This window comes from Bradyrhizobium sp. CCGB01 (assembly GCF_024199795.1).
Taxonomy (GTDB): domain Bacteria; phylum Pseudomonadota; class Alphaproteobacteria; order Rhizobiales; family Xanthobacteraceae; genus Bradyrhizobium.
In genome coordinates, this window is the sequence record NZ_JANADK010000001.1 from 8626358 (window position 1) to 8651465 (window position 25108).

A 25108-nucleotide genomic window follows, 5' to 3' on the forward strand; every position below is an offset into this window, starting at 1 on the left:
GTACACTGCGTCGTCCGGGCTATGAAAGGGAGGCGACCCTTGGCTCTCGATCCATCACAGATTCCTGTCCAGGCCATGCCGCTCAAGCAACCGCTGACCAATTTTGCCAGCCGCCTGAAGGACGGACAGGGCAAGGTGGTCGCGATCGGCTCGTCGACCACGGCGGGCGAAGGCGGCATCGCTCCCTATCCGCAGCGGCTGCTGGCGGACCTTCGGATCAAATTTCCAAATGTCGCAATCGATGTGATCAATCGGGGCGTCGGCGGCGAAGACGCTCCCTTGGAGCTGAAGCGGTTCGACTACGACGTCTTCGATCTGAATCCCGATCTCGTCATCTGGCAGGTCGGCACCAATTCGGTGTGGCAATCCGACGGTCCCTCGTTCGCGGACACCACGAAAGCCATCCGCAAAGGTGTTGACCGACTGCTCGGCGCCAAGCGGATCGACGTGATCCTGATGGACCTTCAATATGTGCCTGCGGTGCTGACACCGGCCAAGCGCAAAAAGGCGAACGCAATGGTCGAGGCGATCAGCCAGATCGCGCATAAGAAGCGCGTCAACGTCTTCCGTCGCTTCGAGCTGATGAAGCGGTGGCACGAGGTCGCAAGGATCTCGTTCGACCGCATGGTCGACCCCGGCGATGATACCAGGCTGCACGCGAGCGACTGGACCACGGACAAGATGACCTGGCAATTGACGGACGCAATCTTCGCCGCAGTCAACAAGGCGCCTCACGGCGCCTAACTTCGCATGCGGCGTCGGAGCGAGTGGTGAACGCTAGCCGCTTCGCCAGTGGCGTGGGCGCGGCGGCGCTGCGTTGAACGGATAATACGGATTGAGATCGCAGGTCGCGGCGCGGCCTGAAGCCGTGGCGCGGCACTGCGGCAGCGAGATGAAGGAGCAATCGTACCACTCCCCGCCACCGCCATTCGCGCCGGAATAGACGTGCATGCAGATGGGATAGCGCGGATCGAAGGTCTGCGCATGCGACGGCGCGGCCATGAGCGATACACCGATGAACGCGATCAGGCCGAATGAGCGAATCATGAAAAATGTCCCTGAAATCGCAATCGCCGACCGCTAGTGCGGCTTCTTGTGACGCTTGCGCGGCGGCGGCGGAGGTTCATCGAAAGCATAATAGGGATTGACGTCGCAGCTCGCCGCGCGGCCCGACGCCGTGGCGCGGCACTGCGGGATCGAGGTGAAGGAGCAGTCGTAATAATCACCGCCGCCGCCCCGGCCACCGAGCGTGTAAACATGCATGCACACCGGATAGCGCGGATCATAGGTCTGGGCGCTGGCATCTGCCGCGACGAACAGCGTGGCAATCGCGGTGAGGGTCAGGAGAGGCAGGCGCATCGGACATTTCCTCGAATCGGTGGCAACGGCACGCGTTATGTCATTTCGCTATGGCACAACCGCGCGGAAGAAGCGATTGTTCCTATTCATACCTCTCCCGCTTGTGACACGCGGCGAAACGGATGAGGCAAGGCGCCGCAACGATGCGAAAGCGGGAAAGCACCCCGTTTCCGGCTTGCGCAGAACGCATAACTTGCTGCAGCGCTCCTTCGACAAAGGTCGCAAGCATCCGGCGCAGGAATCCGTTCGCAGGCCGGAACGAACGGACTAGTCTTTCGATCACAACGCCGGCCCCGGACCGACGACGTTCCAGGGCACTCAACAAACAAATGGGCTGAAGGAAACGCACATTCGCGCCCGGGCTCTCGGGCGCGACTCCGCCGTGCGCGGGGAGAAGATGCGCTGGCCAGTCGGTGGTCTCAGGGCATGCAAGAGAGCTTCTCGTCTCCGTTCATCCGCTATCCGATCGGCACCTCACTGCTGATGGCGGGCATCCTGTTCGTAGGCCTCGTGGCCTATCCTCTGCTGCCGGTTGCACCGCTACCCCAGGTCGACTTTCCGACCATCCAGGTCTCCGCATCGCTTCCGGGCGGCAGCCCCGAAACCATGGCCTCCTCCGTGGCGCAGCCGCTCGAGCGCCAGCTCGCGCAGATCCCCGGCATTACGCAGATGACCTCCACGAGTTCACTGGGCTCGGCGTCGATCACCATCCAGTTCGATCTCAACCGCCTGATCGATGCCGCCGCCAACGACGTCCAGGCCGCGATCAACGCGGCGAGCGGACAGTTGCCGAAGAACCTGCCCTCGCCGCCGACCTATCGCAAGGTCAACCCGGCGGACTCGCCGATCATGATCCTGTCGGCGACCTCCGACACGCTGCCGCTGACCACGGTCAGCGACCGCACGGATGCCCAGCTCGCCCAGCAGATCAGCCAGATCCCCGGCGTTGCGCAGGTGTTCGTGGGCGGACAACAGAAGCCCTCGGTACGCATCCAGATCGATCCGGCCAAGCTCGTCGCCAAGGGACTGTCGCTGGAGGATGTGCGCAGCCAGATCGCGATCGCGACCGCGGACAGCCCGAAGGGCAACATCGACGGCCCGCGGCGCTCCTACACCATCTACGCCAACGACCAGCTGCTCGAGGCCGCGCACTGGAAGGACATTATTGTCGCCTACCGCGGCGGCGCACCTTTGCGGATCCGCGACATCGGCGAGGCCGTGTCGGGACCGGAGGACATGAAGACCGCGGCCTGGGCCGACGGCAAGCGCGGCGTATTCCTGGTCATCTTCAAGCAACCCGGCGCCAACGTTATCGAGACGGTCGACCGCATCAAGGAGAAGCTGCCACGGCTGATCGCGGCGATCCCGCCCGCGATCAAGATCAAGATCATCAGCGACCGCACCATCACCATCCGTGCCGCGGTCGACGACGTGCAGATCACGCTCCTGATCACCATTGCACTCGTGGTCATGGTGATCTTCATCTTCCTGCGCAGCTTCTGGGCCACGATCATCCCGAGCATCACGGTGCCGCTGGCGCTGCTGGGGGCCTGCTCGCTGATGTGGGTGTTCGGCTATTCGCTGGACAATCTCTCGCTGATGGCGCTGACGATTGCGGTCGGATTCGTGGTCGACGACGCCATCGTGATGCTGGAGAACATCACCCGCTATGTCGAGCGGGGCGAGAGCCCGCTCACCGCGGCGTACAAGGGCGCGGCCGAGATCGGCTTCACCATCGTCTCGATCAGCATCTCGCTGGTCGCCGTGCTGATCCCGCTGCTGCTGATGGGCGGCATCATCGGCCGGCTGTTCCGCGAGTTCGCGGTGACGCTGTCAATGGCGATCTTCGTCTCCCTGGTGGTGTCTCTCACCCTGACGCCGATGATGGCCTCGCGCTTCCTGCGCGCCGACCACGAGGCGCGGCGCGGCCGCTTCTACCAGTGGAGCGAGCGGATGTTCGAGCGCCTGCTCGGCGCTTACGAGCGCGGGCTGGACCTCGCGCTCAAGCACAGCTTCGTCACGCTGTGCGTCTTCTTCGGCACCGTCGCTCTCTCGGCGCTGCTGTTCATCCTGATCCCCAAGGGCTTCTTCCCCCAGCAGGACAACGGATTCCTCACCGCGGTGTCCGAGATGCCCCAGGACATCTCCTTCACCGAGATGAAGCGCCGGCAGGAGGAGCTCAACGCCATCGTGCAGGCCGACCCCGCCGTCGATTCCATCGCGATGTTCATCGGCGGCGGAGGCACGGCGCTGAATTCGGGGCGCATGTATGTCACGCTGAAGCCGATCGGGGAGCGCGACGCCAGTGCGCAAGCGATCATTGCGCGGCTGCGGCCGAAGCTCGCCGAGGTCGAGGGCGCACGCCTCTATATGCAGGCATCGCAGGACGTGCGGCTCGGCGGGCGCGCCACCCGCACCCAATTCGAGTTCACCCTCCAGGACGCCAATCTCGCCGAGCTGAACGAGTGGGCGCCGAAGATTTTGGCAGCCATGAGAGGCCTGCCGCAGCTCCGCGACGTCGCCACCGACCAGCAGACCGAGGGCACGACGCTGCAGCTCAAGATCAATCGCGACACCGCCGCACGCTACGGCATCCAGCCGCAATTGATCGACGACACGCTCTACGACGCCTTCGGCCAGCGCCAGGTCGCGCAGTACTTCACCCAAACCAACAGCTATCACGTGGTGCTCGAGATCACCCCGGAGCTGCAAGGCCAGCTCGAGACGCTCGAGAAACTCTACATCAAGTCGCCGCTGACCGGGGATCAGGTGCCGCTCTCGGTGATCTGCAACTGGACCAATGTGCCGGTGCGGCCGCTCGCGATCGCGCATCAGGGCCAGTTTCCGGCGGTCACGATCAGCTTCAATCTGGCCGAGGGCGTGGCGCTGGGACAGGCCACCGATGCCGTGCTGCGCGCGGTCGGCGCGATGGGCGCGCCGCCGACGCTGTCGACCAGCTTCCAGGGCACCGCGCAGGCGTTCCAGCAATCGCTCGGCACCGTGCCGATGCTGATCCTTGCCGCGCTTGTCGTGGTCTACCTCGTGCTGGGCGTGCTCTACGAGAGCTACATCCACCCGCTGACCATCCTGTCCACGCTGCCGTCGGCCGGCGTCGGCGCGATCGCGATCCTGATGATCTTCGGCTTCGACTTCAGCCTCATCGCCCTGATCGGGGTCATCCTGCTGATCGGCATCGTCAAGAAGAACGGCATCATGATGGTCGACTTTGCCATCGCCGCCGAGCGCGAGCAGCATCTGACACCGGAACAGTCGATCCGCCAGGCCGCGCTGCTGCGTTTCCGTCCGATCATGATGACGACGATGGCGGCGCTGCTCGGCGGCGTCCCGCTAATGCTCGGGACTGGCACCGGCGCCGAGATCCGCCAGCCGCTCGGCTATGCCATGGTCGGCGGCCTTCTGGTGAGCCAGGCGCTGACGCTGTTCACGACCCCCATCGTCTATCTCTACCTCGACCGCTTCTCCAACCTGCTGTCGCGCTGGATGGAGGAGAAGCCGGAGGCGGAGGCAGAGAGCGACAAGCAGAAGGATGCGGCGGAGTAGGCTGGAGTCGCGTCAGCCCAGCCCCTCCGAAAATGCTGTAGGGTGGGCAAAGGCGCAAAGCGCCGTGCCCACCAATCCTGTCACGGAGCGCACGTGGTGGGCACGCTGCGCTTTGCCCACCCTACGAGATCTGCGTGCGTGGCACGTAGCTTTCTGATCGCGAGCCGACGTCAGCCCAGCCCCTGCAACACCAGCCGGTTCAGCCTCGCCGCAAACGCAGCCGGATCCTCCGGCAGCTCGCCGTCCAGGATCTGCGCCTGTTCGAGCAGGAGCAGGCTGAGATCGTCGACCACCTTGGAGCCGGCCTGAGCCCTCGTGATCGCGCTCACCAGCGCATGGCGCAGGTTGATCTCCAGGATCGGCTTGGCACGCATGCCGCGGTTCTGCTGCGCCAGGATGCGCTCGAGCTCGCGGCTCGGGCCCTGGCTGTCGGCGACGAGGCAGGAGGCCGAGCTGGTCAGGCGCGTCGAGGCCTTGACGTCGCTGACGCGCTCGCCGAGCGCGGCCTTGATCACCGCGATGGTGGCGGCCTCGTCGGCTTCCGGCTCGTCCTTCTTTGCCTCATCATTCTCGTCGACGCGCGGGATCAGGTCGAGATTGAGGTCGCCCTGGCTCAGCGATTTCAGCGGCTTGCCGTCGAACTCCGACGGCATCGAGGTCCAAAAGGCGTCGACCGGATCCGACAGCAGCAACACCTCGATGCCGCGCGCGGTCGCGGCTTCCAGCCGCGGATTGGATTTCAGCCGCTCGATGCTGTCGCCGACGAGATAGTAGATCTCGGTCTGGTTCGGCTTGAAATCGGCGATGACCTCCTTCAGCGAACGCTTCTCGCCCGAGGTGGTGGTGAAGCGCGACAAGGACAGCAGCTTTTCGCGCCGCTCGAAATCCTCGTAGATGCCTTCCTTCAGCACGGCGCCGAAGGCGTCCCAGATTTTGGCAAAGTTCTCCGGGTCCTTGTCGGCGAGGCTTTCGAGCTCGGACACGACACGGGTCGCCACGGCTTTTCGGATCTGCACGAGCTGCGGATTGTTCTGGAGCATCTCGCGCGAGATGTTGAGCGGGAGATCCTCGCTGTCGATCACGCCGCGTATGAAGCGGAGATAGCCCGGCAACAGATCGGCATCGTCCGTGATGAAGACGCGGCGGACGTAAAGCTTCACCCGCCCCTTGCGGTTCGGCTCGAACAGGTCGAACGGTTTCGTCGACGGCGAGAACAGCAGCACGGCGTAGGAATAGCGGCCCTCGGCGCGGTAATGCAGCGTCATCGCGGGATCGTCGAAGGCGGATGCGATCTGCTGATAGGCCTTCTTGTAGTCCTCGGGCGTCAGCTCGGATTTCGAGCGCTGCCACAGCGCGCTCGCCGAGTTGATCTGGCGCGGCTCGCCCTCTTCCGGCACCAGCTCGATGGGGAACAGGATGTTGTCGGAATAGGCACTGATGATGCGCTCGATCTCGTAAGTCTCGAGATACTTCTTGGCGTCGTCCTTCAGGTGCAGGACGATCTCGGTGCCGCGTGCCACCCGCGCCGCTTCCTCCTCGCTTGCGCGCGCAATCTCGAAGCCGGAGCCGCCGGAGGACGTCCAGGTCCACACATCGCTCTCGCCGGCGCGGCGGCTGACGACGACGATCTTCTCGGCGACCATGAAGGCGGAATAGAAGCCGACGCCGAACTGGCCGATCAGGCCGAGGCCGTCCTTGGCCTCCTTCAGCTTCGAGACGAACGCCTTGGTGCCGGAGCGGGCAATGGTGCCGAGATGGTCGATCAGCTCCTGGCGCTCCATGCCGATGCCGTTGTCGGCGATGACAAGCGTTCCGGCCGTCTTGTTCGGGATGATCCGGATCTTGAGCGCGTCGCCCTCGCCCAGCAGCGCCGGATTGGCGATCGCCTCGTAGCGCAACTTGTCGCAGGCGTCCGATGCGTTGGAGACGAGCTCGCGCAGGAAGATGTCGGTCTCGGAATAGACGGAGTGCACCATCAGGTGCAGAAGCTCGGAAACCTCGGCCTGGAAAGGCTGCGTATGCGCGGCCGTGTCTGACGTCGTCATGCGTTTACCCGGTCAATCAAAGGGGGAAGAAACCCGGGATATAACGCGAGGGGATGCGGGATCAAGTGGACGTGAAATCGCCCTCCCGGCGGGAAGGCGATTTGTCCATGCTGGCCAAGGGGGCGGCGAGGCGGATCAGGTGACGCAGCGGCCGGGCTGGAGCAGTTTTGCGACCTCGGTCAGGGAGCTGACCATCGGCTCGCAGGCAACCGTCGGCTTTTTGCGGTCCAGCTTCTGGCTCCGGTTCTGGAGCAGCATCGGCGGCTTGGCGTTGCCGGTCTCGATAACCGCGGGGACCCGCAGCAGCACCGACGTCTCGGCCAGATCGTTCAGCCGCATCGATACGGTGCGGGTGGGAACCGGGGCCTGCTTGATCTCGGCGAAGCGGTCGGCCTTGCCGGAACGGTTGACGTTGTGACCTACATCCTGCCTGGCATCCTGGCTGGGCCGGACGGCGACCGCCTGCCAGCGGTCGGCCAGATCGTGGCCGGAGGCCAGCTGCACGGCGCCCACTTGGACGGCACCAAGCGTCGCGGCAATCGCGATTGCACCCAAAAATACCTTTTGAATCTGTGACATGACTGTCGATCCCTCGCCCCATGGCGATCGCGGGAACAACGCGATGGGAGGACCGGGAGTTCTCAGCCGTTAAGATCACTTAACCGTGTGCGAAAATCACCGCAGGCTGCACAAAAAAATTTGTAGCCGTTTGGAACGACTCCAGCGCCAGCGAGTCGTCTCAACAGCCGGCTATTCCCCCCTGCCCCATAAGCCGGCGACGTAGGGCGCGACTGTGGTGATGCCAGTCGCGCCTTACTTTTTTCTGGGCCTCACTTCGGCTTCCCCGCCAGCCAGTCCCGCCCTTCGCCATAGAGCTTCTCGACCTCGGGCCCGGTGAGGCCCGGCATGTCGCGCTTGACCTTGTAGCCGATCAGCTCCTGCATGTAGGCGAGATGGCGGTAACCTTCGGGCAGCGCGGCGAGCGCCTGCTGGTCGAGGCGAACTGTCGCGGCGGGATCGACGGGATCGATCCGGTCCTTCTCGTAGATCGGCTGGCGGCGGACGATGCCCCACTTGCCCCGCCTCTTCTCCAGGAAATCATAGAAGCGCCCGGTGCAGACGACGTCACAGACCACGTCATGCACCGGGGCGCGCTGCGAGATCGTCATCTTGGTCTGCGCGATGGCCCGCTCGCCCGAAAGGTCGATGCTGGTGCCGCCGAGGAAATGCAGGATGCGCACGCCCTTGGCAAAGCCCTCCTGGCTGACGCGCATGAAATCCCGCGCTGGCCCCTGAAACCAGGTGGCCGACATCCAGCCTTCTTCGTGCCAGACCGTGGCAAAGCGCTCCCAGTCGCCGGCATCGCGCCACACCGCCCAGTTCTCGACGAGGTCACGGATGGCGAGACGATCGAGGAGCACTTGGTCCATGAGCACATCTCCGCTGGGGATTTATGCATCAGGTATGAGCGGCGAATTCGATGGCCGTCAAGCGCAACAGGCGGGCACGAAAAATCCGGCGTGCCTTGCAGCACGCCGGATCAAATCACTGCGCCAAACGGCGCCTTCTTACGCCGCGGGCGCCTTCGGGGCGCGGTTGCGCGAGTTGCGCTGGAAGAACAGCGCCTGGCTCGCCACCGCCGACACCATCGCGGGCTGGAACGGCTTTGAGATCAGGAACGCCGGCTCGGGGCGCTCGCCGGTCAGGAAGCGCTCCGGATACGCGGTGATGAACACCACCGGCACCTCGAAGGTGCGCAGCAGCTCGTTCACGGCATCGAGGCCCGACGAGCCGTCGGCGAGCTGGATGTCGGCGAGGATCAGGCCCGGGCGCTTGTTCTTGGCCAGCGCCACGGCATCGGCATGGGTGCGCGCGACGCCGACGACGTTGTGGCCGAGATTCTTCACCAGGCTCTCGAGGTCCATGGCGATGAATGTCTCGTCCTCGATGATCAGCACGTCGGTGGCGATCTCGGCCGCCATCTCGCGTCCCGCCGCGTCGGCAAGCCGGCGTGTCTCGGCAACATCAGTGCCGAGGATGTAACCGACTTCCTCTTCCGAGAATCCTTCGAGCGACAGCAGCAGGAACGCCTGCCGCGGCAGCGGCGTGATGTTCGACAGCCGCCGCTCCGGCGGCATCGGCAAGGTGGTCACCTCGGCATCATCGTTGACGGAGACCGAATTCCAGATCTGGGTGAACAGCCTGAACAAGCCGGCGCGCGGACCATGGGTCTCGTCGAGCACGGACGGATCGCCCAGCATGGCTTCCAACATGGCTGCGACATAGGCGTCGCCGGAGGCCTGGCTGCCCGTCAGGGCGCGCGCATACCGGCGCAACAACGGCAAGTGTTCAGCAACGAGCTGTGAACGGGACATCCCCACTCCATTCATCTTCGGGCCGACCTTGAAGAACAGGCAACACGAGGGGAGGCCCGGGTTCCCCTGCTGGGCTGACTACGCCTCAGGCCAGAAAAAGTTCCAAGAAAAGTTCCGCTTATCTGGGAACTTTTTGTCGAACCTGGAATTGTGCCTATCCAGGGAACGGCTCCCGGTTGAGAAAACTTCTCGAATTTACAGTCACTTAACTCGGGGAAACGTGGAACAGGTCATGAAAGATCTCAAGTCTCAAGCCAGCAAAAGCACGACCCCCGGCAAGGGAGGCCTCACTCCGGAGATTCAGTCCCGGATCGGCCATCAGCTGCGTGCCATGTACGACGACGTGGTGCGGCAGGGGGTTCCGGACCGGTTCGCGGAACTGATCAAGAAGCTTGATGCGCCGGGAGGCGCAGCCCAAGTGGAAGCGGACGGGGGCTCCAACGACAACAACAATGGGAGGGATTAATGCCTCTCACGGACTCCCTGCGTGACGACATCCTTGCGGCCGTGCCAAGTCTGCGCGCGTTCGCGATTTCGCTGAGCGGCAATGCGGACCGCGCCGACGATCTGGTGCAGGAAACGCTGTTGCGCGCACTCGCCAACATCGACTCGTTCCAGCCTGGCTCCAACCTGCCTGCGTGGCTGTTCACGATCCTTCGCAACCTGTTCCGCTCCGACTATCGCAAGCGGCGGCGGGAGGTCGAGGATGCCGAAGGCAACTATGCCAAGACGCTGAAGACGCAGCCCTCGCAGAACGCACATCTCGAGTTCGAGGAATTCCGCGGCGCGCTCGAGAAGCTTCCGCAGGACCAGCGCGAGGCCTTGATCCTGGTCGGCGCCTCCGGCTTCTCCTATGAGGACGCAGCGTCGATCTGCGGCTGCGCGGTCGGCACGATCAAGAGCCGCGTCAACCGCGCGCGCTCGAAGCTCGCTGCGCTGCTCTATGTCGACGGTGCCGAGGATTTTGGCCCTGACGAGACCGTGCGTGCCGTGATCGGCGGCAGCGGCGGATAGCAGCCGGCGTCAATCGATCGAGACGAGACGTGAAGGCGGCCGTTTTTCGCGGCCGCCTTTGCGCGTTTGCAGGTTAGCGCTGACGCTAGGGAAGCCCGGATCACTCGTCCACGAAGGTGGCGGTGTCAGCCACGCTCGCGCGCGAAGTGCGGTAGCTGTTGACCTTGTGGGCGTCGTCGGCATAGCCGAACGAGATGCCACAGACGACGCGGCGGTCGTCGGGCAGGTTGAAATGGCGGCGGATCAGGCCAGAGTGACGTGCGAGCGCCGCCTGCGGAATGGTGCCGAGCCCGAGCGCCTGCGCGGCCAGCATGAAATTGGAAACATACGCACCGCAATCGATCGCGCCGTAGATGCCGAGCGGCTCGTTGGTGTGGATGATGGCCACATGCGGTGCACCGAAGAAATTGTAATTCTCCAGCGCCTGCCTGGCGTAGGCGCTTCGGTCGCCGCGGGCGATGCCCAGCGTGTTGTACAGCTGGAAGCCGCTCTCACGGCGGCGCTCGAGATAGACGCCGACATATTCGCGCGGCGGGGTGAAGTCGTAATCGTCGCCCAATCCACCCGACGCTTCCGTGTAGATTGCTTGGCGGAAGCGCTCCTTGGCGGCGCCGCTGGCGATGATGACCTGCCAAGGCTGGCTGTTGCACCAGGACGCCGTGCGCTGCGCGGTGGTCAGCACATGCTCGATGGTCGCGCGGTCGACCTCCTTGGCCAGGAAGGCGCGGACGGAGTAGCGCTCGTTGAGGAGCTCTTCGAGCACGTCGATGCGATCGTTCTGTGTAACTTTAGCGTCCATGGATCAGCTCGCACTCTTCTCGTAGGGTGGGCAAAGGCGCATAGCGCCGTGCCCACCGACAGACCTACCCCGGCGCATCTGCATATGGTGGGCACGCTTCGCTTTGCCCACCCTACAAGATGCAGCGAGCGTCACCGCCCCTTGGTCGGGATCTTGTTGTACGGCACGTCCTTGTCGACGCGGATGTCGCCCGGCAATCCCAGCACGCGCTCGGCGATGATGTTGCGCAGGATCTCGTCGGTACCGCCGGCGATGCGCATCGAGGGCGAGGACAGCAGCATCTGCTGGAACTGGCCCTGCACCGTCTCCTCGTCCGTGCCGGTGAGAGCACCGGCCGCGCCCTGAAGGTCCATGGCGTAGGTGGCGATGTCCTGGAGCATCATGCCCGAGACCAGCTTGCCGATCGAATTCTCCGGGCCCGGCCGATCCCCCTTCGAGAGCGCCGAGATCGCGCGGTAGCTGGTGTATTTCAGCCCGCTCGACTTCACGGCCCAGCTCGCAAGCTTCGAACGCACCGCGGGATCGTCGATGGCGAGCCCGTCCTCCAGCATCAGGTTGGAGCAGAACTCGAACAATTCAGGGACGCCGGTCGCCAGCCGCGAACCGATCGACATGCGCTCGTTCATCAGCGTGGTCAGCGACACGCTCCAGCCCTCGCCGACGGCCCCTAACCGCTGGCTGTCGGGGATTACGACGTCGGTGAAATAGACCTCGTTGAACTCCTGCATGCCGTTGGCCTGCCTGATCGGGCGGACCTCGACGCCCGGGCTCTTCATGTCCAGGAAGAACATGGTGAGGCCCTTGTGCTTGGGCACGTTCGGATCGGTGCGCGCGATCAAGAGACCGAAGTCGGAGTAATGCGCGCCCGAGGTCCAGATCTTCTGGCCGTTGACGACCCAGTTGTCGCCCTTCTTCTCCGCGCGCGTGCGCAGGCCCGCGACGTCAGAGCCGGCGGACGGTTCGGAGAACAGCTGGCACCAGATCTCCTCACCGGAGGCGAGCTTCGGCAGATGGCGGCGCTTGGCATCCTCGCTGCCAAAAGCCATCACGGTCGGGCCGCACATGCCCTCGCCGATCTGGAACGGCTGCGTCAGCTTGCCGTAGACGCCCTCCTCCTGCTGCCAGATCACGCGCTCGATCGGGGTCGCACCACGGCCACCATATTCCTTCGGCCAGTGCAGGCAGGCCCAATTGCCTTCGAACTTCTTCTTCTGCCAGGCCTTACCGACATCGACGATGTCGTGCTTGGCGAGCCGGATGCGGCCGAGCGAGGATTTCGACAGCTCGGCGTGCAATTCCTTCGGCGCATTCGCCTCGACCCATTTGCGCGCGGTCTGGCGGAATGCGGCTTCCTGCGGGGTGTCGTCGAAATTCATGGCGGACCTCTCAATCCTTGCTCTATGTCAGTCCCTCATGGTGAGGAGGCGCGTAGCGCCGTCTCGAACCACGAGGCCCCAGTCGGGCCTGCATCCTTCGAGACGCCGCGTTCCGCGGCTCCTCAGGATGAGGATCATCAGCCTCTTCCCTTGGTCGGGATCTTGTTGAACGGCACGTCCTTGTCGACCCGGATGTCGCCGGGCAGGCCCAGCACCCGCTCGGCGATGATGTTGCGCATGATCTCGTCGGTGCCGCCTTCGACGCGGGTGCCCGGCGCGCGCAGCAGCATCGCCTGGAAACGGCCGGCGAGTTCGGCATCCTCAGCGCTGCTGATCACGCCGCTCGCGCCCTGCAAGTCCAGCGCGTAGGTCGCGACGTCCTGGATCATCGAGCCCGCGACCAGCTTGCCGATGGAATTTTCCGGACCGGGCCGCTCGCCCTTCGACAGCGCGGAGATCGCGCGCATGCTGGTGTATTTCAGCCCGCTCGCCTTTACCGCCCAGTTGGCCAGCTTCGAGCGCACCGCGCGATCCTCGATCGCCGGGCCGTCATCGAGCATCAGGCTGGAGCAATATTCGAACAGCTCCGGGAAACCGGTCGAGACGGCCGCGCCGATCGCGCTGCGCTCGTTCATCAGCGTGGTCAGCGAGACGTTCCAGCCGTCACCGACCTCGCCGAGACGCTGATGGTCGGGAATGCGGACGTTGGTGAAATAGACCTCGTTGAAGTCGGAGGCACCGCTCGCCTGCTTGATCGGCCGCACCTCGACGCCGGGGCTCTTCATGTCCAGGAAGAACATGGTGAGGCCCTTGTGCTTGGGTACGGTCGGATCCGTGCGGGTGAGCAAAATGCCGTAGTCGGAATAATGCGCGCCCGAGGTCCAGATCTTCTGGCCGTTGATGACCCAGTCGTCACCGTCCTTCTCGGCGCGCGTCCGCAGGCCCGCGACGTCGGAGCCGCCCGCAGGCTCGGAGAACAGCTGGCACCAGACCTTCTCACCGGAGGCGAGCGGCGGGAGGTACGTGCGCTTATGCTCCTCGCGCGCGAACGCCATCATGGTCGGTCCGCACATGCCGTGGCCGATGATGAACATGCGGGACAGCTGGCCGAACGGCCCTTCTTCCTGCTGCCAGATCACGCGCTCGATCGGCGACGAGCCGCGACCGCCATATTCCTTCGGCCAGTGCAGGCAGGCCCAGCCGGCGTCGGCCTTCTTCTTCTGCCAGGCTTTTGCCACTTCAAGGATGTTGGCGTTCTTGAGCGCCGTGCGCCCGAGCGAGGATTTGCGCAGCTCCTCTTCGTATTGTTTGGGTGCATTCGCACCGATCCAGGCGCGCGCAGTGGCGCGGAACTCGGCTTCCTGCGGGGTGTCGTCGAAGTTCATGGTCTTTCTCTTCTTCCGTCATTCCGGGGCGATGCGGAGCATCGAACCCGGAATCTAGAGGTTACCGACTCAAATCGAGATTCCGGGTTCGCGCGTCGCGCGCCCCGGAATGACATCAGGCCGCGTTCTTCTTGCGCATGCGATCGATCAGCTGGTCTTCCCAATAGGTGAGGCTGCCTAGCCCGAGCGCCATGGCGTTGGCGCGGCGGTAGTACATGTGGCAGTCGAACTCCCAGGTGAATCCCATGCCGCCATGGACCTGGATGTTGTTCTTGGCGCAGTGCTGGAACGCCTGCGTCGCGCTGATGCGCGCGGCGGCTGCCGCCTCCGGCAATTCGGCCGCGTTGGTCGAGAGCGCCCAGGCGCCGTAATAGCTGTTCGAGCGCGCCAGCGTCGCCGACACATACATGTCGGCGAGCATATGCTTGACCGCCTGAAACGAGCCGATCTGGCGGCCGAAGGCAATACGATCGAGCGCGTAGTCGCGACCCATCTCCAGCGCGCGGTCGGAGCCGCCGACCTGCTCGAAGGCGCACAGCACCGCGGCGCGGTCGAGCACTTGAGTCAAAATGCTCCAGCCTTCGCCGGCCGCGCCGAGCGGTTCGGCCTTGCAGTCCTTGAAAGCGATCTCGGCCTGCCCGCGGGTCGGATCGAGATTGGTGAGGCTCTTCACCTCGACGCCGCCGGCCTTCAGGTCGACCAGGAACAGCGAGATGTCACCGTCGCGTCCGCTCGATCCCGTGCGCGCGGCAACCACGGCAAAGTCGGCGACCGCACCATCGGCGACCGGTTTCTTGACGCCGTTGAGCACGCCATTCGCAGCGGTCAGCTTGACGTTCTTCGGCGCCGGATTGCCCTTGCCCTCGAACAGCGCCAGCGTGCCGATGGCCTCGCCCGAGGCAATCGCCGGCAGCCACTTCTTCTTCTGCGCGTCGCTGCCCGCGATCAGAAGCGCTTCGGCCGCAAGATAGACGGTCGAGGAGAACGGCACCGGTGCATTGGCACGGCCCATCTCCTCCGCGATCACGCAGAGCTCGAGATGACCCGCGCCCGCGCCGCCGAACTCTTCGGGGATGGCGACGCCGAGAAAGCCCATCTCGGCGAGGCCCTTCCACAGCTCCTTGTCATACGGCGCCTTGCCGTCGAGCACGACGCGAACTGCCTTCGGCGAGCACTTCTCGGCGAGGAACTTGCGCGCTTGATCGCGGAGCTGTTTCTGGTCGTCGGAGAAATCGAAGTTCATGGCGCGTACCCGTGTTGATGATGTCGATTACTTGAGAATGATGACGTCTTGATCCGGCTTGTCGGCATAGAGCCGCTCCACCAGTGCGGCGCGGCGCTCGAGGCCGGCGCGCTGGTTGATGTAGCCCTTGTCGGTGAGCTCGTTGCCGTCGATCGAGGGCGGCTCGGCCATCAGCATCGCGCGGGCGATGATGCGGCTGCTGGCGCCTTCGCATTCCCGGTTGTGCGTTTCGAGGCCGCGCTTGAAGCAGGCGATCACCTCTGGATGCTTCACCGCATCCTCGAAGCTCAGATCAAGATTGCCGACGAGCTGCCGGCAGGCATGCAAATTGGGCCAGGCGAGCAGGCCGATGAAGCCGCGATCCTGCCCCGCGACCAGCGCGTCATGCACGACAGGGGTTGCGGCCGCGATCGTATCGGTGCGGAGCGAGCCGACATGCACGAAGGTGCCGGTGGTGAGCTTGAAGTCCTCGACCACCCGACCCGCAAAGATGATGCCCTTCACCGGATCGGTGTCGTCGACAAAAATGCCGGCGTCGCCGATGCAGTAAAAGCCTTCCTCGTCGAACATCTTCCTGGTCAGATCAGGCTGGCCGAAATAGCCGGGCGTGACATTGACGCCGCGCAGGCGCAGCTCGTATTTCGAGCCGCACGGCACCATCTTCAATTCGACGCCGGGGAATGGCAGGCCGATCAGGCCGACACGCTCGGTGTCCCAATAGGTCCCGGTCGAGGTCGGCGCGGTCTCGGTCGAGCCCCAGCCGGTGTAGAACACGATGCGCTCGCCGGTGGTTTTTACGGCGAGGGCCTGCATGCGATCGTAGAGATCGTCAGGCAGTCGCGCGCCGCCATAGGCCATGATCGACAGGTTCTTGAAGAAGGAGCGGCACAGCGCGTCGTCCTTCTCCATGGCCGCTGCGAGTGCGGCATAACCGGCCGGCACGTTGGCGTAATAGGTCGGCGAGATCTCGCGCAGATTCCGCAGCGTCTCCTCGAACTGGCCCGGCATCGGCCGGCCGTCGTCGATATAGAGGGTGCCGCCGTCGACGAGCACGGGATGAAACGCGGCATTGCCGCCCATGGTGTGGTTCCACGGCATCCAGTCCAGCATGGTCGCGATCGGACCGCCGGGATCGCGCGGCCGCACCTGCATCATCATCGCCGCATTGGCGCACATCATCTCTTGCGTGTTGATGACGGCCTTGGGCATGCCGGTCGAGCCGGAGGTGAACAACAGCTTGCCGACGGTCTGCGCCGTGATTTTTGCGATCGACGCTGCGACATCGGCAGTTGCCGGCGTCGCCGCCAGTTCGGCGAAGCTGACGCTCGTGATGCCGTCGCAGGGACGCGCGACGTGCACGACGGTGACGCCGGTGAGGTCGAGCGCCTTCAGCGCCTTCTCGAAGGTCGGGCCGTCCTGCACCATCACCACGGCCGGCTTGATCAGGTCGAACAGGTATTTCAGCTTGACGTGATCATGGCTCATCAATGAGTAGGCCGGCGACACGGGAGCCGCCGGCGAGCGCGCCTGCATCGCGGCCTGTGTCATCAGTGCGTGCTCGATCGAGTTGCCTGAGAGGATCGTGACCGGGCGTCCGTCGAGCTTGAGATTGAGCAAGGCCTGCGTCAGCGCATCCACGGTGCGCTTGGCTTCGCCATAGGAGACCTTGCGCCATTCGCGGCTCGGACCGCCACGCTGCGCGAGCCAGATGCGTTCGGGTGCTTCCTTCGCCCATTTCGCCAGCGAGGCCGGAAGATGCGTCTCGTAAGCTTGCAGCGGAATGCGCGACTTCAGCACCACCGTGCCGTCGTCGCGGCGCTCGACGTCGATGTCGCGCGCGAGCCACTCGACCTTGCGAAAGGCGGGCTTCGTCATCACTGCCGCCGCGCTTCCACTCATTTTGCGTCTCCCGGAATTATCGTCCTTTGCGGATCGTTCTCGTTCAGCGCCTGATATAGACAGGCTTTCGCTTCTCAAGGAAGGCCCTGATGCCTTCCGAAAATTCCTCGGAGCGGCTGCAAAGGACCTGGTTGCGATCCTCCATCGCGATAACGGCTTCCAGCGATCCCGCATCGACGCTCATGTTGAGACATTCCTTTGACAGCCGAAGCCCCACGGGCGAGGCCGTCATCATCGCATCGACATAGGGCGCGGCGGCATCATCGAGCTTGTCTTCATCGACGACCTCCGACACCAGCCCGACCGCGAGCGCACGCTCGGCGCCGATGAAGCGTCCAGTGAGGATCAGCTCGGACGCGACGGAAACGCCGACGAGACGCGGCAGGAAATAGCTGGTGCCGATATCGCAGCCGCCAAGGCCGAGCTTGATGAAGGCACAGTTCATGCGCGCCGACCTCGTCGCGATGCGGATGTCGGAGGCGAGCGCCAGCGCAAAGCCACCACCGGCCGCCGCGCCCTGCACCAGAGAGATGATCGGCTGCGGGCAACGCCGCATCAGCATCACGATGTCGGCGATGCGGCGCTGCGAGTCCAGCGACTCGGTGACGCCGGGTGGCTCCTGCTGCCCGGCACGACGCGCCATTGCGGCTTTGAGGTCGAGGCCTGCACAGAAGTTCTTGCCGGCGCCTTTCAGCACCACGACGCGCGTGTCGCGATTGCGCTGGAGGCCCTGGAAATAAACGTTGAGCGCATCGATCAGCGCCGGATCGAGCGCGTTGAGGTTTTCGGGCCGATTGAGCGTCACCCGGTCGACGCCGTCGTCGTGCTCGATCAGCAGCGGTTGGGACATGGGGGCCTCGCACATCGCGCGTGAGATGGCTGTTATTGTGCCCTCTCCCCTTGCGGGAGAGGGCATGTTCATCGTTGCAACATACTCACTTGGGTGAGGGGTCTGTCTCCGCGGATGCATACCCCTCATCCGCCTTGCCTTCGGCAAGGCACCTTCTCCCACAGGGGGAGAAGGGAAGAAGAGCCTACCGCGGCGCCATGCGGATGGCGCCGTCGAGGCGGATGGTCTCGCCGTTGAGCATCGGGTTCTCGACGATGTGCACGGCGAGCGAACCGTATTCCTTGGCATCGCCGAGGCGCGACGGATGCGGAACCTGGGCGCCCAGGCTCTTCCGCGCTTCTTCGTTCAGCCCCATCAGCAGCGGCGTGAAGAACAGGCCGGGCGCGATGGTGTTGACGCGGATCTTCTGGCTGGAGAGGTCGCGCGCGGCCGGCAGGGTCAAACCGACGACGCCGCCCTTCGACGCCGAATAGGCGATCTGGCCGATCTGGCCTTCGTAAGCGGCGACCGAAGCGGTGTTGATGATGACGCCGCGCTCTTCACCGACCGGCTCGATGGTGACGAGGCGCTCGGCGAACAACCGCAGGCAGTTGAAGGTGCCGATCAGATTGACGTTGATGATGCGCGCGAATTTCTCGAGCGGATAGACGCCGTCGCGACCGACGATACGCTGCGAGCCGCCGATGCCGGCGCAGTTCATGAGCACGCGGGCAACGCCGTGCGCGGCTTCCGCCTTCGCGATCGCCGCCTTGATCTGCTCCTCGCTGGTGACGTCGGCATGCAGCGCGACGCCCTTCACCTCGGCGGCGACCTTCTCGGCGTTGTCCTTGTTCTGATCGATCACGCCTATCTTGGCGCCCTTGGCGGCCATGGCGCGGGCGGTCGCTTCGCCGAGACCCGAACCACCGCCAGTGATGAGAACGGCTACGTCTTTCAATTCCATCGCTTGTACCTTTCCTTGGGCGTTTCTTCTCTAGACTTTAAAGTTCTGGCCGGATTATCCGGCCGCAGCGGCTTCCTCGGCTTGCGTGAGGATGCCGCCGCAGATCAGCGTTTCCATGTGCTTGATGTATTGCCGGCAGACATCATCGGTGACCGGACCGACGCCGGTCGCGCGAGACATCGCGTGCCGGCCGAAGAACAGGTGATCGCAGGCGCCGATCAGGCTGGTGTAGAACAGCACGGGATCAGTGGCGCGGAACTCGCCGCGGCTCACGCCCTCCGCGAGCAGGCGGCGATGAAAGTCGAGCAGCGGCGCGACGAAGAACTTTGAGACTTCGTCGGCAGAGCCCGCAACACTCTCATGCAGCAGATAATGGATCAGCCGGTTCATGTAGGGGAACCGGTGATAGGCGCGGATGATGCCGGCGATATGCAGCTTCAGCTTCGCGGTCGACGTGATCGGCTGCGCCAGCAGATATTCGAGATTGGACATCTCGGTCGCGGCATCCCGCGCGAGCAGCGCCAGCAGCAGGCCGTCCTTGTTGCCGAAATGATATTTGACCAGCGCGGCGTTCGCGCCCGACTTCTGGGCGATGTCGCTCAGCGAAATCTCGATCGAGGAGCGTTCGATCATCAGCTCGCTCGCGGCCACGAGCAATTTCTCTGCCGTGGAATTCTTCCCGCTGGGGAGCCTGTTCGGTACGCTGGTAGTCACGGAGATCCCTGTTTTGGCCGCACGAGCGGGCGCAGATAAGCCGAAGCAGCGCCTCATCACAAGAGTTAATTGATCGATTGACTAAACGATATCTCGCCCCTTAAATCCGCCCCCGACAACCCAATTCAGAACAATCACGGGAGAGACCGAAATGGCCGAGGCTTACATCGTCGCCGCTGCGCGTACCGCGGGCGGGCGCAAGGGGGGCCGCCTCGCCGGCTGGCATCCGGCCGATCTCGCGGCGAAGGTGCTGGACGAGCTGGTAGATCGCACCAAGGTCGATCCCGCTTTGGTCGAGGACGTGATCATGGGCTGCGTGATGCAAGTCGGCGAGCAGTCCAACAACGTCGCGCGCAACGCGATCATGGCGTCAAAACTGCCGGAGAGCGTGCCGGGCACCTCGATCGACCGGCAATGCGGCTCCTCGCAGCAGGCGCTGCACTTTGCCGCGCAGGCCGTGATGTCCGGCGCGATGGACGTCGTGATCGCCGCCGGCGTGGAATCGATGACGCGCGTGCCGATGGGCCTGTCCTCGCAGCTCGCCGCCAAGAATGGCTTTGGCCATTACAAGAGCCCGGGCATCGAGGCGAAGTATCCGAACATCGTCTTCAGCCAGTTCACCGGCGCCGAGATGATGGCCGAGAAGTACGGCCTGTCGAAGGATGATCTCGACGAATACTCCTACAACAGCCATCAGCGCGCGATCGCGGCGACGCAGGCCGGTCACTTCAAGAAGGAGATCGTGCCGCTCGAGATCACCCGCGCCGACGGCTCCAAGGACACCCACCACATCGACGAAGGCATCCGATTCGATGCCACCCTCGACGGCATCAAGGGCGTCAAGCTGATCGCGGAGAACGGCAAGCTGACCGCGGCCAGCGCCAGCCAGATCTGTGACGGCGCCTCCGGCGTCATGGTCGTGAACGAGCGCGGCCTCAAGCAGCTCGGCGTCAAGCCGCTCGCGCGCATCCACCACATGACCATGACCGGCGGCGATCCCGTCATCATGCTCGACGCTCCCCTGCACGCCACCAAGCGCGCGCTGGAGAAGGCCGGCATGAAGATCGACGACATCGACCTGTTCGAGGTCAACGAGGCCTTCGCCTCGGTGCCGACCGGCTGGCTGAAGACCACCGGCGCTGATCCAAGCAGGCTCAACGTCAACGGCGGCGCGATCGCGCTTGGCCATCCGCTCGGTGGCTCCGGCACCAAGCTGATGACCACGCTGGTCCACGCCCTGCACCAGCGCGGCAAGCGCTACGGCCTGCAGACCATGTGCGAAGGCGGCGGCATGGCCAACGTGACGATCGTGGAACGACTGTAAGCTGCGGCCACACTAACGGTGTCGTCCCGGCGAAAGCCGGGACCCATACCGCGAAGTCCATCCCTAGTGGTTGGTCGTAGTACCGAACGACGATCCTTCGCCAAACTGCGCCCTGTGGTTATGGGTCCCCGCGTGCGCGGGGACGACATCTCGTGTGCTTTGGGACCTACGCTGATGACTCATCCTTCCATTTACGCAAAGACCACGCCAGACAAGATCGCCTACCAGATGGCCGGGACCGGCAAGGCGATCACCTATCGCGAGCTCGACGAGCTCTCAAACCAGGGCGCAAACCTGTTCCGCTCGCTCGGCCTGAAAGCCGGCGACCATATCGCGCTCTTGATGGAGAATCGCCTCGCGTTCATGGAAATCTGCTGGGCCGCACAGCGCAGCGGGCTCTACTACACCGCGATCAGCCGCTATCTGAAGCAGGACGAGATCGACTACATCATCGGCGATTGCGGCGCCAAGGTCGTGATCACCACGCCGAAATGCGCCGACCAGATCAAGGCCCTGATCAAGGGCACGGCAGGCGAGCCGATCTTCTACATGGTCGACGAGCCGCAAGCCGGCTTCCGCTCCTACGACAAGGAAGCATCTGCGCAGCCGACAACGCCGATCGCTGGCGAGGTCGCCGGCTACGACATGCTGTATTCATCGGGCACGACCGGCCGGCCGAAGGGCATCAAGAAGGCGTTCGAGGGCAACGCCATCGACGTGCCGAACGCGTTCCTGCGCGTGCTCTGCGCCGACATGTGCGGCATGAATGCCGACAGCACCTATCTGTCGCCGGCGCCGCTCTATCACGCAGCTCCGCTGCGCTTCAACATGATGGCGATCGTGCTCGGCGGCACCTCCATCATCATGGAGCATTTCGACGCCGAGGATTTCCTCAAGCTCGTCGAGAACTACAAGGTCACGCAGTCGCAGCTGGTGCCTACCATGTTCGTGCGCATGCTGAAGCTGCCGGACGAGATCCGCGCGAAATACAACGTCTCGACGCTGAAAGGCGCGATCCACGCCGCGGCGCCCTGCCCGGTCGACGTCAAGGCAAAGATGATCGATTGGTGGGGACCGATCCTGATCGAGTATTACGCCGGCTCGGAAGGCAACGGCGTCACCGTCTGCAACTCGCAGCAATGGCTTGAGCATCGCGGCAGCGTCGGCCGCGCCGTGGTCGGCAAAATCAAGATTCTGGACGAGAACGACGAGGAGCAGCCGGTGGGCGAGATCGGCACGGTCTATTTCGCCGATGCGCCGGTTTTCACCTATCACAACGATCCCGAGAAGACGAAGAAGGCCTACAACGCCAAGGGCTGGTCGACGCTCGGCGACGTCGGCTATCTCGACAAGGACGGCTTCCTGTTCCTCACCGACCGCAAGTCCTACATGATCATCTCCGGCGGGGTGAACATCTACCCGCAGGAAACCGAGGACGTGCTGATCACCCACCCTGATATCGCCGACGTCGCCGTGTTCGGCGTGCCGAACGAGGAGATGGGCGAAGAGGTGAAGGCCGTGGTGCAGCCGCACGACATGAAGCGCGCCGGCAAGGAGCTCGAGGCCGACCTCATCGCCTACTGCAAGACGCGCCTCTCCGCGATCAAGTGCCCGCGCTCGATCGATTTCGAGGCCGAGCTGCCGCGCACGCCGACCGGCAAGCTGGTGAAGCGGCATCTGCGCGACAAATATTGGCCGAAGACGGCAGCGAAGATTTAGCGCGAGAATCGTAGGGTGGATTAGCCCTGCAGATTGCGCAAAGCGCAAACCGCTTGGCGTAATCCACCTCTTCTCGCGCCGCGCCAAAAGTGGTGGATTACGCCTTCGGCTAATCCACCCTACGAGATTCTCAATCAAACAAGCTCGGCGTGTGGTTCACCAGCGCGCCCTCGATCTCGAGCATCTTCAGCTTCGTCACCACGCCGCCATTCGCCGAGAAGCCGCCGGGCTTGTTGCCGGCCGCGAGCACGCGATGGCAGGGCACGACGATCGGGCACGGGTTGCGGCCGAGCGCCTGGCCGACATCGCGCGACAGCTGGACGCCGCCGAGCTGCTTGGCGATGTCGCCATAGGTGACGGTCTTGCCCGGCGGGATGGCGCGGGCGATCTCGTAGACGCCACGGTTGAACTCGGGCACGCCGTCGAGATCGAGCGGGATGTCGGTGAGATCGTCAGGCTCGCCCGCGAGCAATTTCACGATGCGGTCGATCGCCTGCTGCACCTCGGCGGTCGGCTCGGTCTCGCTGGCGTCGGCATGTCGCTGGCTGATGCGGGTGCGGATCTTCTCCTCGCCGCCCATCGGCAGCTGGGTGCCGTTGATGCCGCGCGGGCCCCAGGCGATGGCGCAGAGGCCGATCCTGGTGTCGAACAGGGCAAAATGCTGGTCGGTCATGGCTAGGTTCCTGCTTGCGTCCTTGTCGCATGCCCCCATTGTGATCTCGGCCTCAATCTAGGCTTGGAAATAGTTGCGATCCACCCGGTTTCCGGGAATCTTGCACAGGAGTTCCGCCCCCTATCGCGAGTCCCTGATGCAAAGCCTCCACGTCAACGGATACGACATGCCCTATCTCGACGTGGGCGAAGACCGGGGCCGCCCACCGCTGGTCTGCGTCCACGGCTCGCTCAACGACTTCCGCGTCTGGAGCTGCGTGCTCGGGCCGCTGACGCAGCGGCACCGGGTCATCGCTGTCAGCTTGAGGCACTTCTTCCCGGAGCGCTGGGATGGCCTCAGCGATACCTATTCGATCGCCCAGCATGTCCTGGACGTCATCGCGTTCATCGAGAGGCTCGATCTTGGGCCGGTCGATCTGATGGGCCATTCCCGCGGCGGGCACATCTGTTTTCGCGTGGCGCAAGCGCGGCCGGATCTGCTGCGACGGCTCGTCCTCGCCGAACCCGGCGGCGAGCTCGATGCGAGCCTCGACCCCGATTACATCGGCGGCCCCTCGCCGCTGCTGGCGAGGTTCACGGCCTCGGCCGAGAAGATCAGGGACGGCGACGTCGACGGCGGCCTCGCCGTCTTCGTCGACACGCTGGAGGGCGCCGGCACCTGGCCGCGGCTGCCGGCGATGGTGAAGCAGAACCTTCGCGACAACGCCATGACGCTGATCGGCCAGGTCCGCGACAACCGCCCACCGTTCTCGAAGGCGGATGCGGAATCGATTCAGATGCCGACGCTCTTCATTTTGGGCGCGCGGACCAAGGGCCTGCTGCCAAAGGTGCTGCATGCGCTGGCCGCCCATGTGCCCTACTCCAAGACGGCGATCATCCCGAACGCGACGCATCCGATGTTCGAGCAGGCGCCGCAAAAATACTCCGAAGTGGTTCTGGATTTCCTGGCGAGCTGATCATGCAGAGCTTTCACGTCAATGGTTACGACATGGCCTATCTCGAAGTCGGAGACGGCCCGCCGCTGGTCTGCGTGCACGGCACGCTCGGGGATTTCCGCACCTGGTATTCGGTGCTCGGTCCCCTATCGAAGTCCCATCGCGTGATCTCGGTGAGCCTGCGGCACTTCTTTCCGGAGCATTGGGACGCCGTCGGCGACGACTACAAGATGGCCCAGCACGTCGCGGACACGATCGCCTTCATCGAGCAGGTCAAGCCCGGGCCGGTCGACCTGATGGGCCATTCGCGCGGCGGTCACATCGCCTTTCGCGTCGCGCAGGCGCGGCCTGATCTCTTGCGCAAACTGGTGCTGGCCGAGCCCGGCGGCGATCTCGACGCCAGCCTGCCGGTGCCTGAAGGAACGCCCGCGCATCCGCCGCTCGCCGCGAAGACGATACGCTCGGTCGAGATGATCCGCGCCGGCGATCTCGATGGCGCGTTGCAGAATTTCTACGAAGGCATCGAAGGCGACGGTTCCTGGCGGCGCGTGCCGGCGGCGGCGAAGCAGCAGCTGCGCGACAACACGCTCACCTTCCTCGGCCAGATCAACGAGCAGCGCAGGCCCTACACGCTCGCGGACGCGCAGGCGATCAGCACACCGACGCTGCTGATCGGCGGCGGCGCGACTACCGGCAGCCTGTCGGTGATGTGGCGCGTGCTGGCCGAGCATATCGCAGGAGCCAAGACGGCGGTGATCCCCAATGCCGGCCACTGGATGTTCGAGCAGGCCCCGCTGGAATTCGGCGAGGTGGTGAACAGGTTTCTGGCGGAGTAGATGCGCTTCCTTCGCCTCTCCCCGCGTGCGGGGAGAGGGATCGCACGGCCGCTGCCCGC

General features: G+C 64.2%; 23 protein-coding genes. 8 read left to right on the forward strand and 15 right to left on the reverse strand.

Translation table 11 applies throughout. The features are described from left to right. The first annotated feature begins 39 nt into the window (after window positions 1-39). Window positions 40-744 (forward strand): GDSL-type esterase/lipase family protein, encoded by a 705-nt coding sequence (locus NLM25_RS40620; protein WP_254140643.1) that lies wholly within the window; start codon window positions 40-42, stop codon window positions 742-744. A gap of 33 nt (window positions 745-777) precedes the next feature. Here NLM25_RS40620 and NLM25_RS40625 read toward each other — a convergent pair whose 3' ends face one another. Then, window positions 778-1047 (reverse strand): DUF3551 domain-containing protein, encoded by a 270-nt coding sequence (locus NLM25_RS40625; protein ID WP_254140644.1) that lies wholly within the window; start codon window positions 1045-1047, stop codon window positions 778-780. A gap of 33 nt (window positions 1048-1080) precedes the next feature. Then, complete coding sequence (locus tag NLM25_RS40630) at window positions 1081-1359, reverse strand: DUF3551 domain-containing protein (protein ID WP_254140645.1); 279 nt, start codon at window positions 1357-1359, stop codon at window positions 1081-1083. 426 nt (window positions 1360-1785) lie between these two features. On the opposite strand from NLM25_RS40630, the gene NLM25_RS40635 reads away from it, so the two are divergent. Then, window positions 1786-4920, forward strand: coding sequence for a multidrug efflux RND transporter permease subunit (locus NLM25_RS40635; RefSeq protein ID WP_254140646.1), 3135 nt, complete (start codon window positions 1786-1788; stop codon window positions 4918-4920). Between the two features lie 170 nt (window positions 4921-5090). Here the strand turns inward: NLM25_RS40635 and htpG are convergent, their stop codons facing one another. The 4 genes from htpG to NLM25_RS40655 all read right to left on the reverse strand — a co-directional run bounded on the left by htpG (window position 5091) and on the right by NLM25_RS40655 (window position 9340). After that, complete coding sequence (gene htpG, locus NLM25_RS40640) at window positions 5091-6965, reverse strand: molecular chaperone HtpG (protein WP_254140647.1); 1875 nt, start codon at window positions 6963-6965, stop codon at window positions 5091-5093. 135 nt (window positions 6966-7100) lie between these two features. After that, complete coding sequence (locus NLM25_RS40645; protein ID WP_254140648.1) at window positions 7101-7544, reverse strand: hypothetical protein; 444 nt, start codon at window positions 7542-7544, stop codon at window positions 7101-7103. Between the two features lie 251 nt (window positions 7545-7795). Next, window positions 7796-8395 carry a nuclear transport factor 2 family protein gene (locus tag NLM25_RS40650; RefSeq protein ID WP_254140649.1) on the reverse strand — a complete coding sequence of 200 codons (600 nt, stop codon included), beginning with the start codon at window positions 8393-8395 and terminating at the stop codon, window positions 7796-7798. A gap of 138 nt (window positions 8396-8533) precedes the next feature. Next, window positions 8534-9340 (reverse strand): response regulator, encoded by an 807-nt coding sequence (locus NLM25_RS40655; RefSeq protein ID WP_254123495.1) that lies wholly within the window; start codon window positions 9338-9340, stop codon window positions 8534-8536. 232 nt (window positions 9341-9572) lie between these two features. Here NLM25_RS40655 and NLM25_RS40660 point away from each other — a divergent pair, with 232 nt between their 5' ends. Continuing rightward, on the forward strand, window positions 9573-9806 hold the full coding sequence (locus tag NLM25_RS40660) for a NepR family anti-sigma factor (RefSeq protein ID WP_254123496.1): 234 nt from the start codon (window positions 9573-9575) through the stop codon (window positions 9804-9806). Beyond that, window positions 9806-10354: a sigma-70 family RNA polymerase sigma factor gene (locus tag NLM25_RS40665; RefSeq protein ID WP_014491704.1), complete on the forward strand. Its 549-nt coding sequence runs from the start codon at window positions 9806-9808 to the stop codon at window positions 10352-10354. Before NLM25_RS40660 ends, NLM25_RS40665 begins: the two co-directional genes overlap by 1 nt. A 100-nt stretch (window positions 10355-10454) precedes the next feature. Here the strand turns inward: NLM25_RS40665 and NLM25_RS40670 are convergent, their stop codons facing one another. The 8 genes from NLM25_RS40670 to NLM25_RS40705 all read right to left on the reverse strand — a co-directional run bounded on the left by NLM25_RS40670 (window position 10455) and on the right by NLM25_RS40705 (window position 19482). Then, a complete protein-coding gene (locus tag NLM25_RS40670) occupies window positions 10455-11153 on the reverse strand; it encodes a nitroreductase (protein ID WP_254140650.1) in 699 nt (232 codons plus the stop codon). Window positions 11154-11284: 131 nt separating this feature from the next. Next, window positions 11285-12529 carry an acyl-CoA dehydrogenase gene (locus NLM25_RS40675; protein WP_254140651.1) on the reverse strand — a complete coding sequence of 415 codons (1245 nt, stop codon included), beginning with the start codon at window positions 12527-12529 and terminating at the stop codon, window positions 11285-11287. A 137-nt stretch (window positions 12530-12666) separates the two neighbouring features. Further along, entirely contained in the window at window positions 12667-13914 is a 1248-nt protein-coding gene (locus NLM25_RS40680; protein WP_254140652.1) for an acyl-CoA dehydrogenase, read from the reverse strand. Between the two features lie 115 nt (window positions 13915-14029). After that, the gene (locus NLM25_RS40685; RefSeq protein ID WP_254140653.1) at window positions 14030-15157 is read right to left on the reverse strand and encodes an acyl-CoA dehydrogenase family protein; all 1128 of its coding nucleotides are present in this window, start codon (window positions 15155-15157) and stop codon (window positions 14030-14032) included. A 27-nt stretch (window positions 15158-15184) separates the two neighbouring features. Next, window positions 15185-17056, reverse strand: coding sequence for an AMP-binding protein (locus NLM25_RS40690; protein WP_254140654.1), 1872 nt, complete (start codon window positions 17054-17056; stop codon window positions 15185-15187). Window positions 17057-17099: 43 nt separating this feature from the next. Beyond that, complete coding sequence (locus NLM25_RS40695; protein ID WP_254140655.1) at window positions 17100-17906, reverse strand: enoyl-CoA hydratase/isomerase family protein; 807 nt, start codon at window positions 17904-17906, stop codon at window positions 17100-17102. A gap of 184 nt (window positions 17907-18090) precedes the next feature. Continuing rightward, window positions 18091-18849: an SDR family NAD(P)-dependent oxidoreductase gene (locus NLM25_RS40700; protein ID WP_254140656.1), complete on the reverse strand. Its 759-nt coding sequence runs from the start codon at window positions 18847-18849 to the stop codon at window positions 18091-18093. A 54-nt stretch (window positions 18850-18903) separates the two neighbouring features. Then, window positions 18904-19482 carry a TetR family transcriptional regulator gene (locus NLM25_RS40705; RefSeq protein WP_254123505.1) on the reverse strand — a complete coding sequence of 193 codons (579 nt, stop codon included), beginning with the start codon at window positions 19480-19482 and terminating at the stop codon, window positions 18904-18906. 232 nt (window positions 19483-19714) lie between these two features. Here NLM25_RS40705 and NLM25_RS40710 point away from each other — a divergent pair, with 232 nt between their 5' ends. Continuing rightward, complete coding sequence (locus tag NLM25_RS40710; protein ID WP_254140657.1) at window positions 19715-20887, forward strand: acetyl-CoA C-acetyltransferase; 1173 nt, start codon at window positions 19715-19717, stop codon at window positions 20885-20887. A 174-nt stretch (window positions 20888-21061) separates the two neighbouring features. After that, window positions 21062-22606 (forward strand): acyl-CoA synthetase, encoded by a 1545-nt coding sequence (locus NLM25_RS40715; protein WP_254140658.1) that lies wholly within the window; start codon window positions 21062-21064, stop codon window positions 22604-22606. A gap of 130 nt (window positions 22607-22736) precedes the next feature. On the opposite strand, the gene NLM25_RS40720 is transcribed toward NLM25_RS40715, so the two are convergent. Beyond that, window positions 22737-23279 (reverse strand): methylated-DNA--[protein]-cysteine S-methyltransferase, encoded by a 543-nt coding sequence (locus NLM25_RS40720; protein ID WP_254140659.1) that lies wholly within the window; start codon window positions 23277-23279, stop codon window positions 22737-22739. Window positions 23280-23415: 136 nt separating this feature from the next. On the opposite strand from NLM25_RS40720, the gene NLM25_RS40725 reads away from it, so the two are divergent. Together NLM25_RS40725 and NLM25_RS40730 are read left to right on the forward strand one after the other, a co-directional pair. Next, a complete protein-coding gene (locus tag NLM25_RS40725; RefSeq protein ID WP_254140660.1) occupies window positions 23416-24234 on the forward strand; it encodes an alpha/beta fold hydrolase in 819 nt (272 codons plus the stop codon). A gap of 2 nt (window positions 24235-24236) precedes the next feature. Then, window positions 24237-25049 carry an alpha/beta fold hydrolase gene (locus NLM25_RS40730; protein ID WP_254140661.1) on the forward strand — a complete coding sequence of 271 codons (813 nt, stop codon included), beginning with the start codon at window positions 24237-24239 and terminating at the stop codon, window positions 25047-25049. Window positions 25050-25108: the final 59 nt, after the last annotated feature.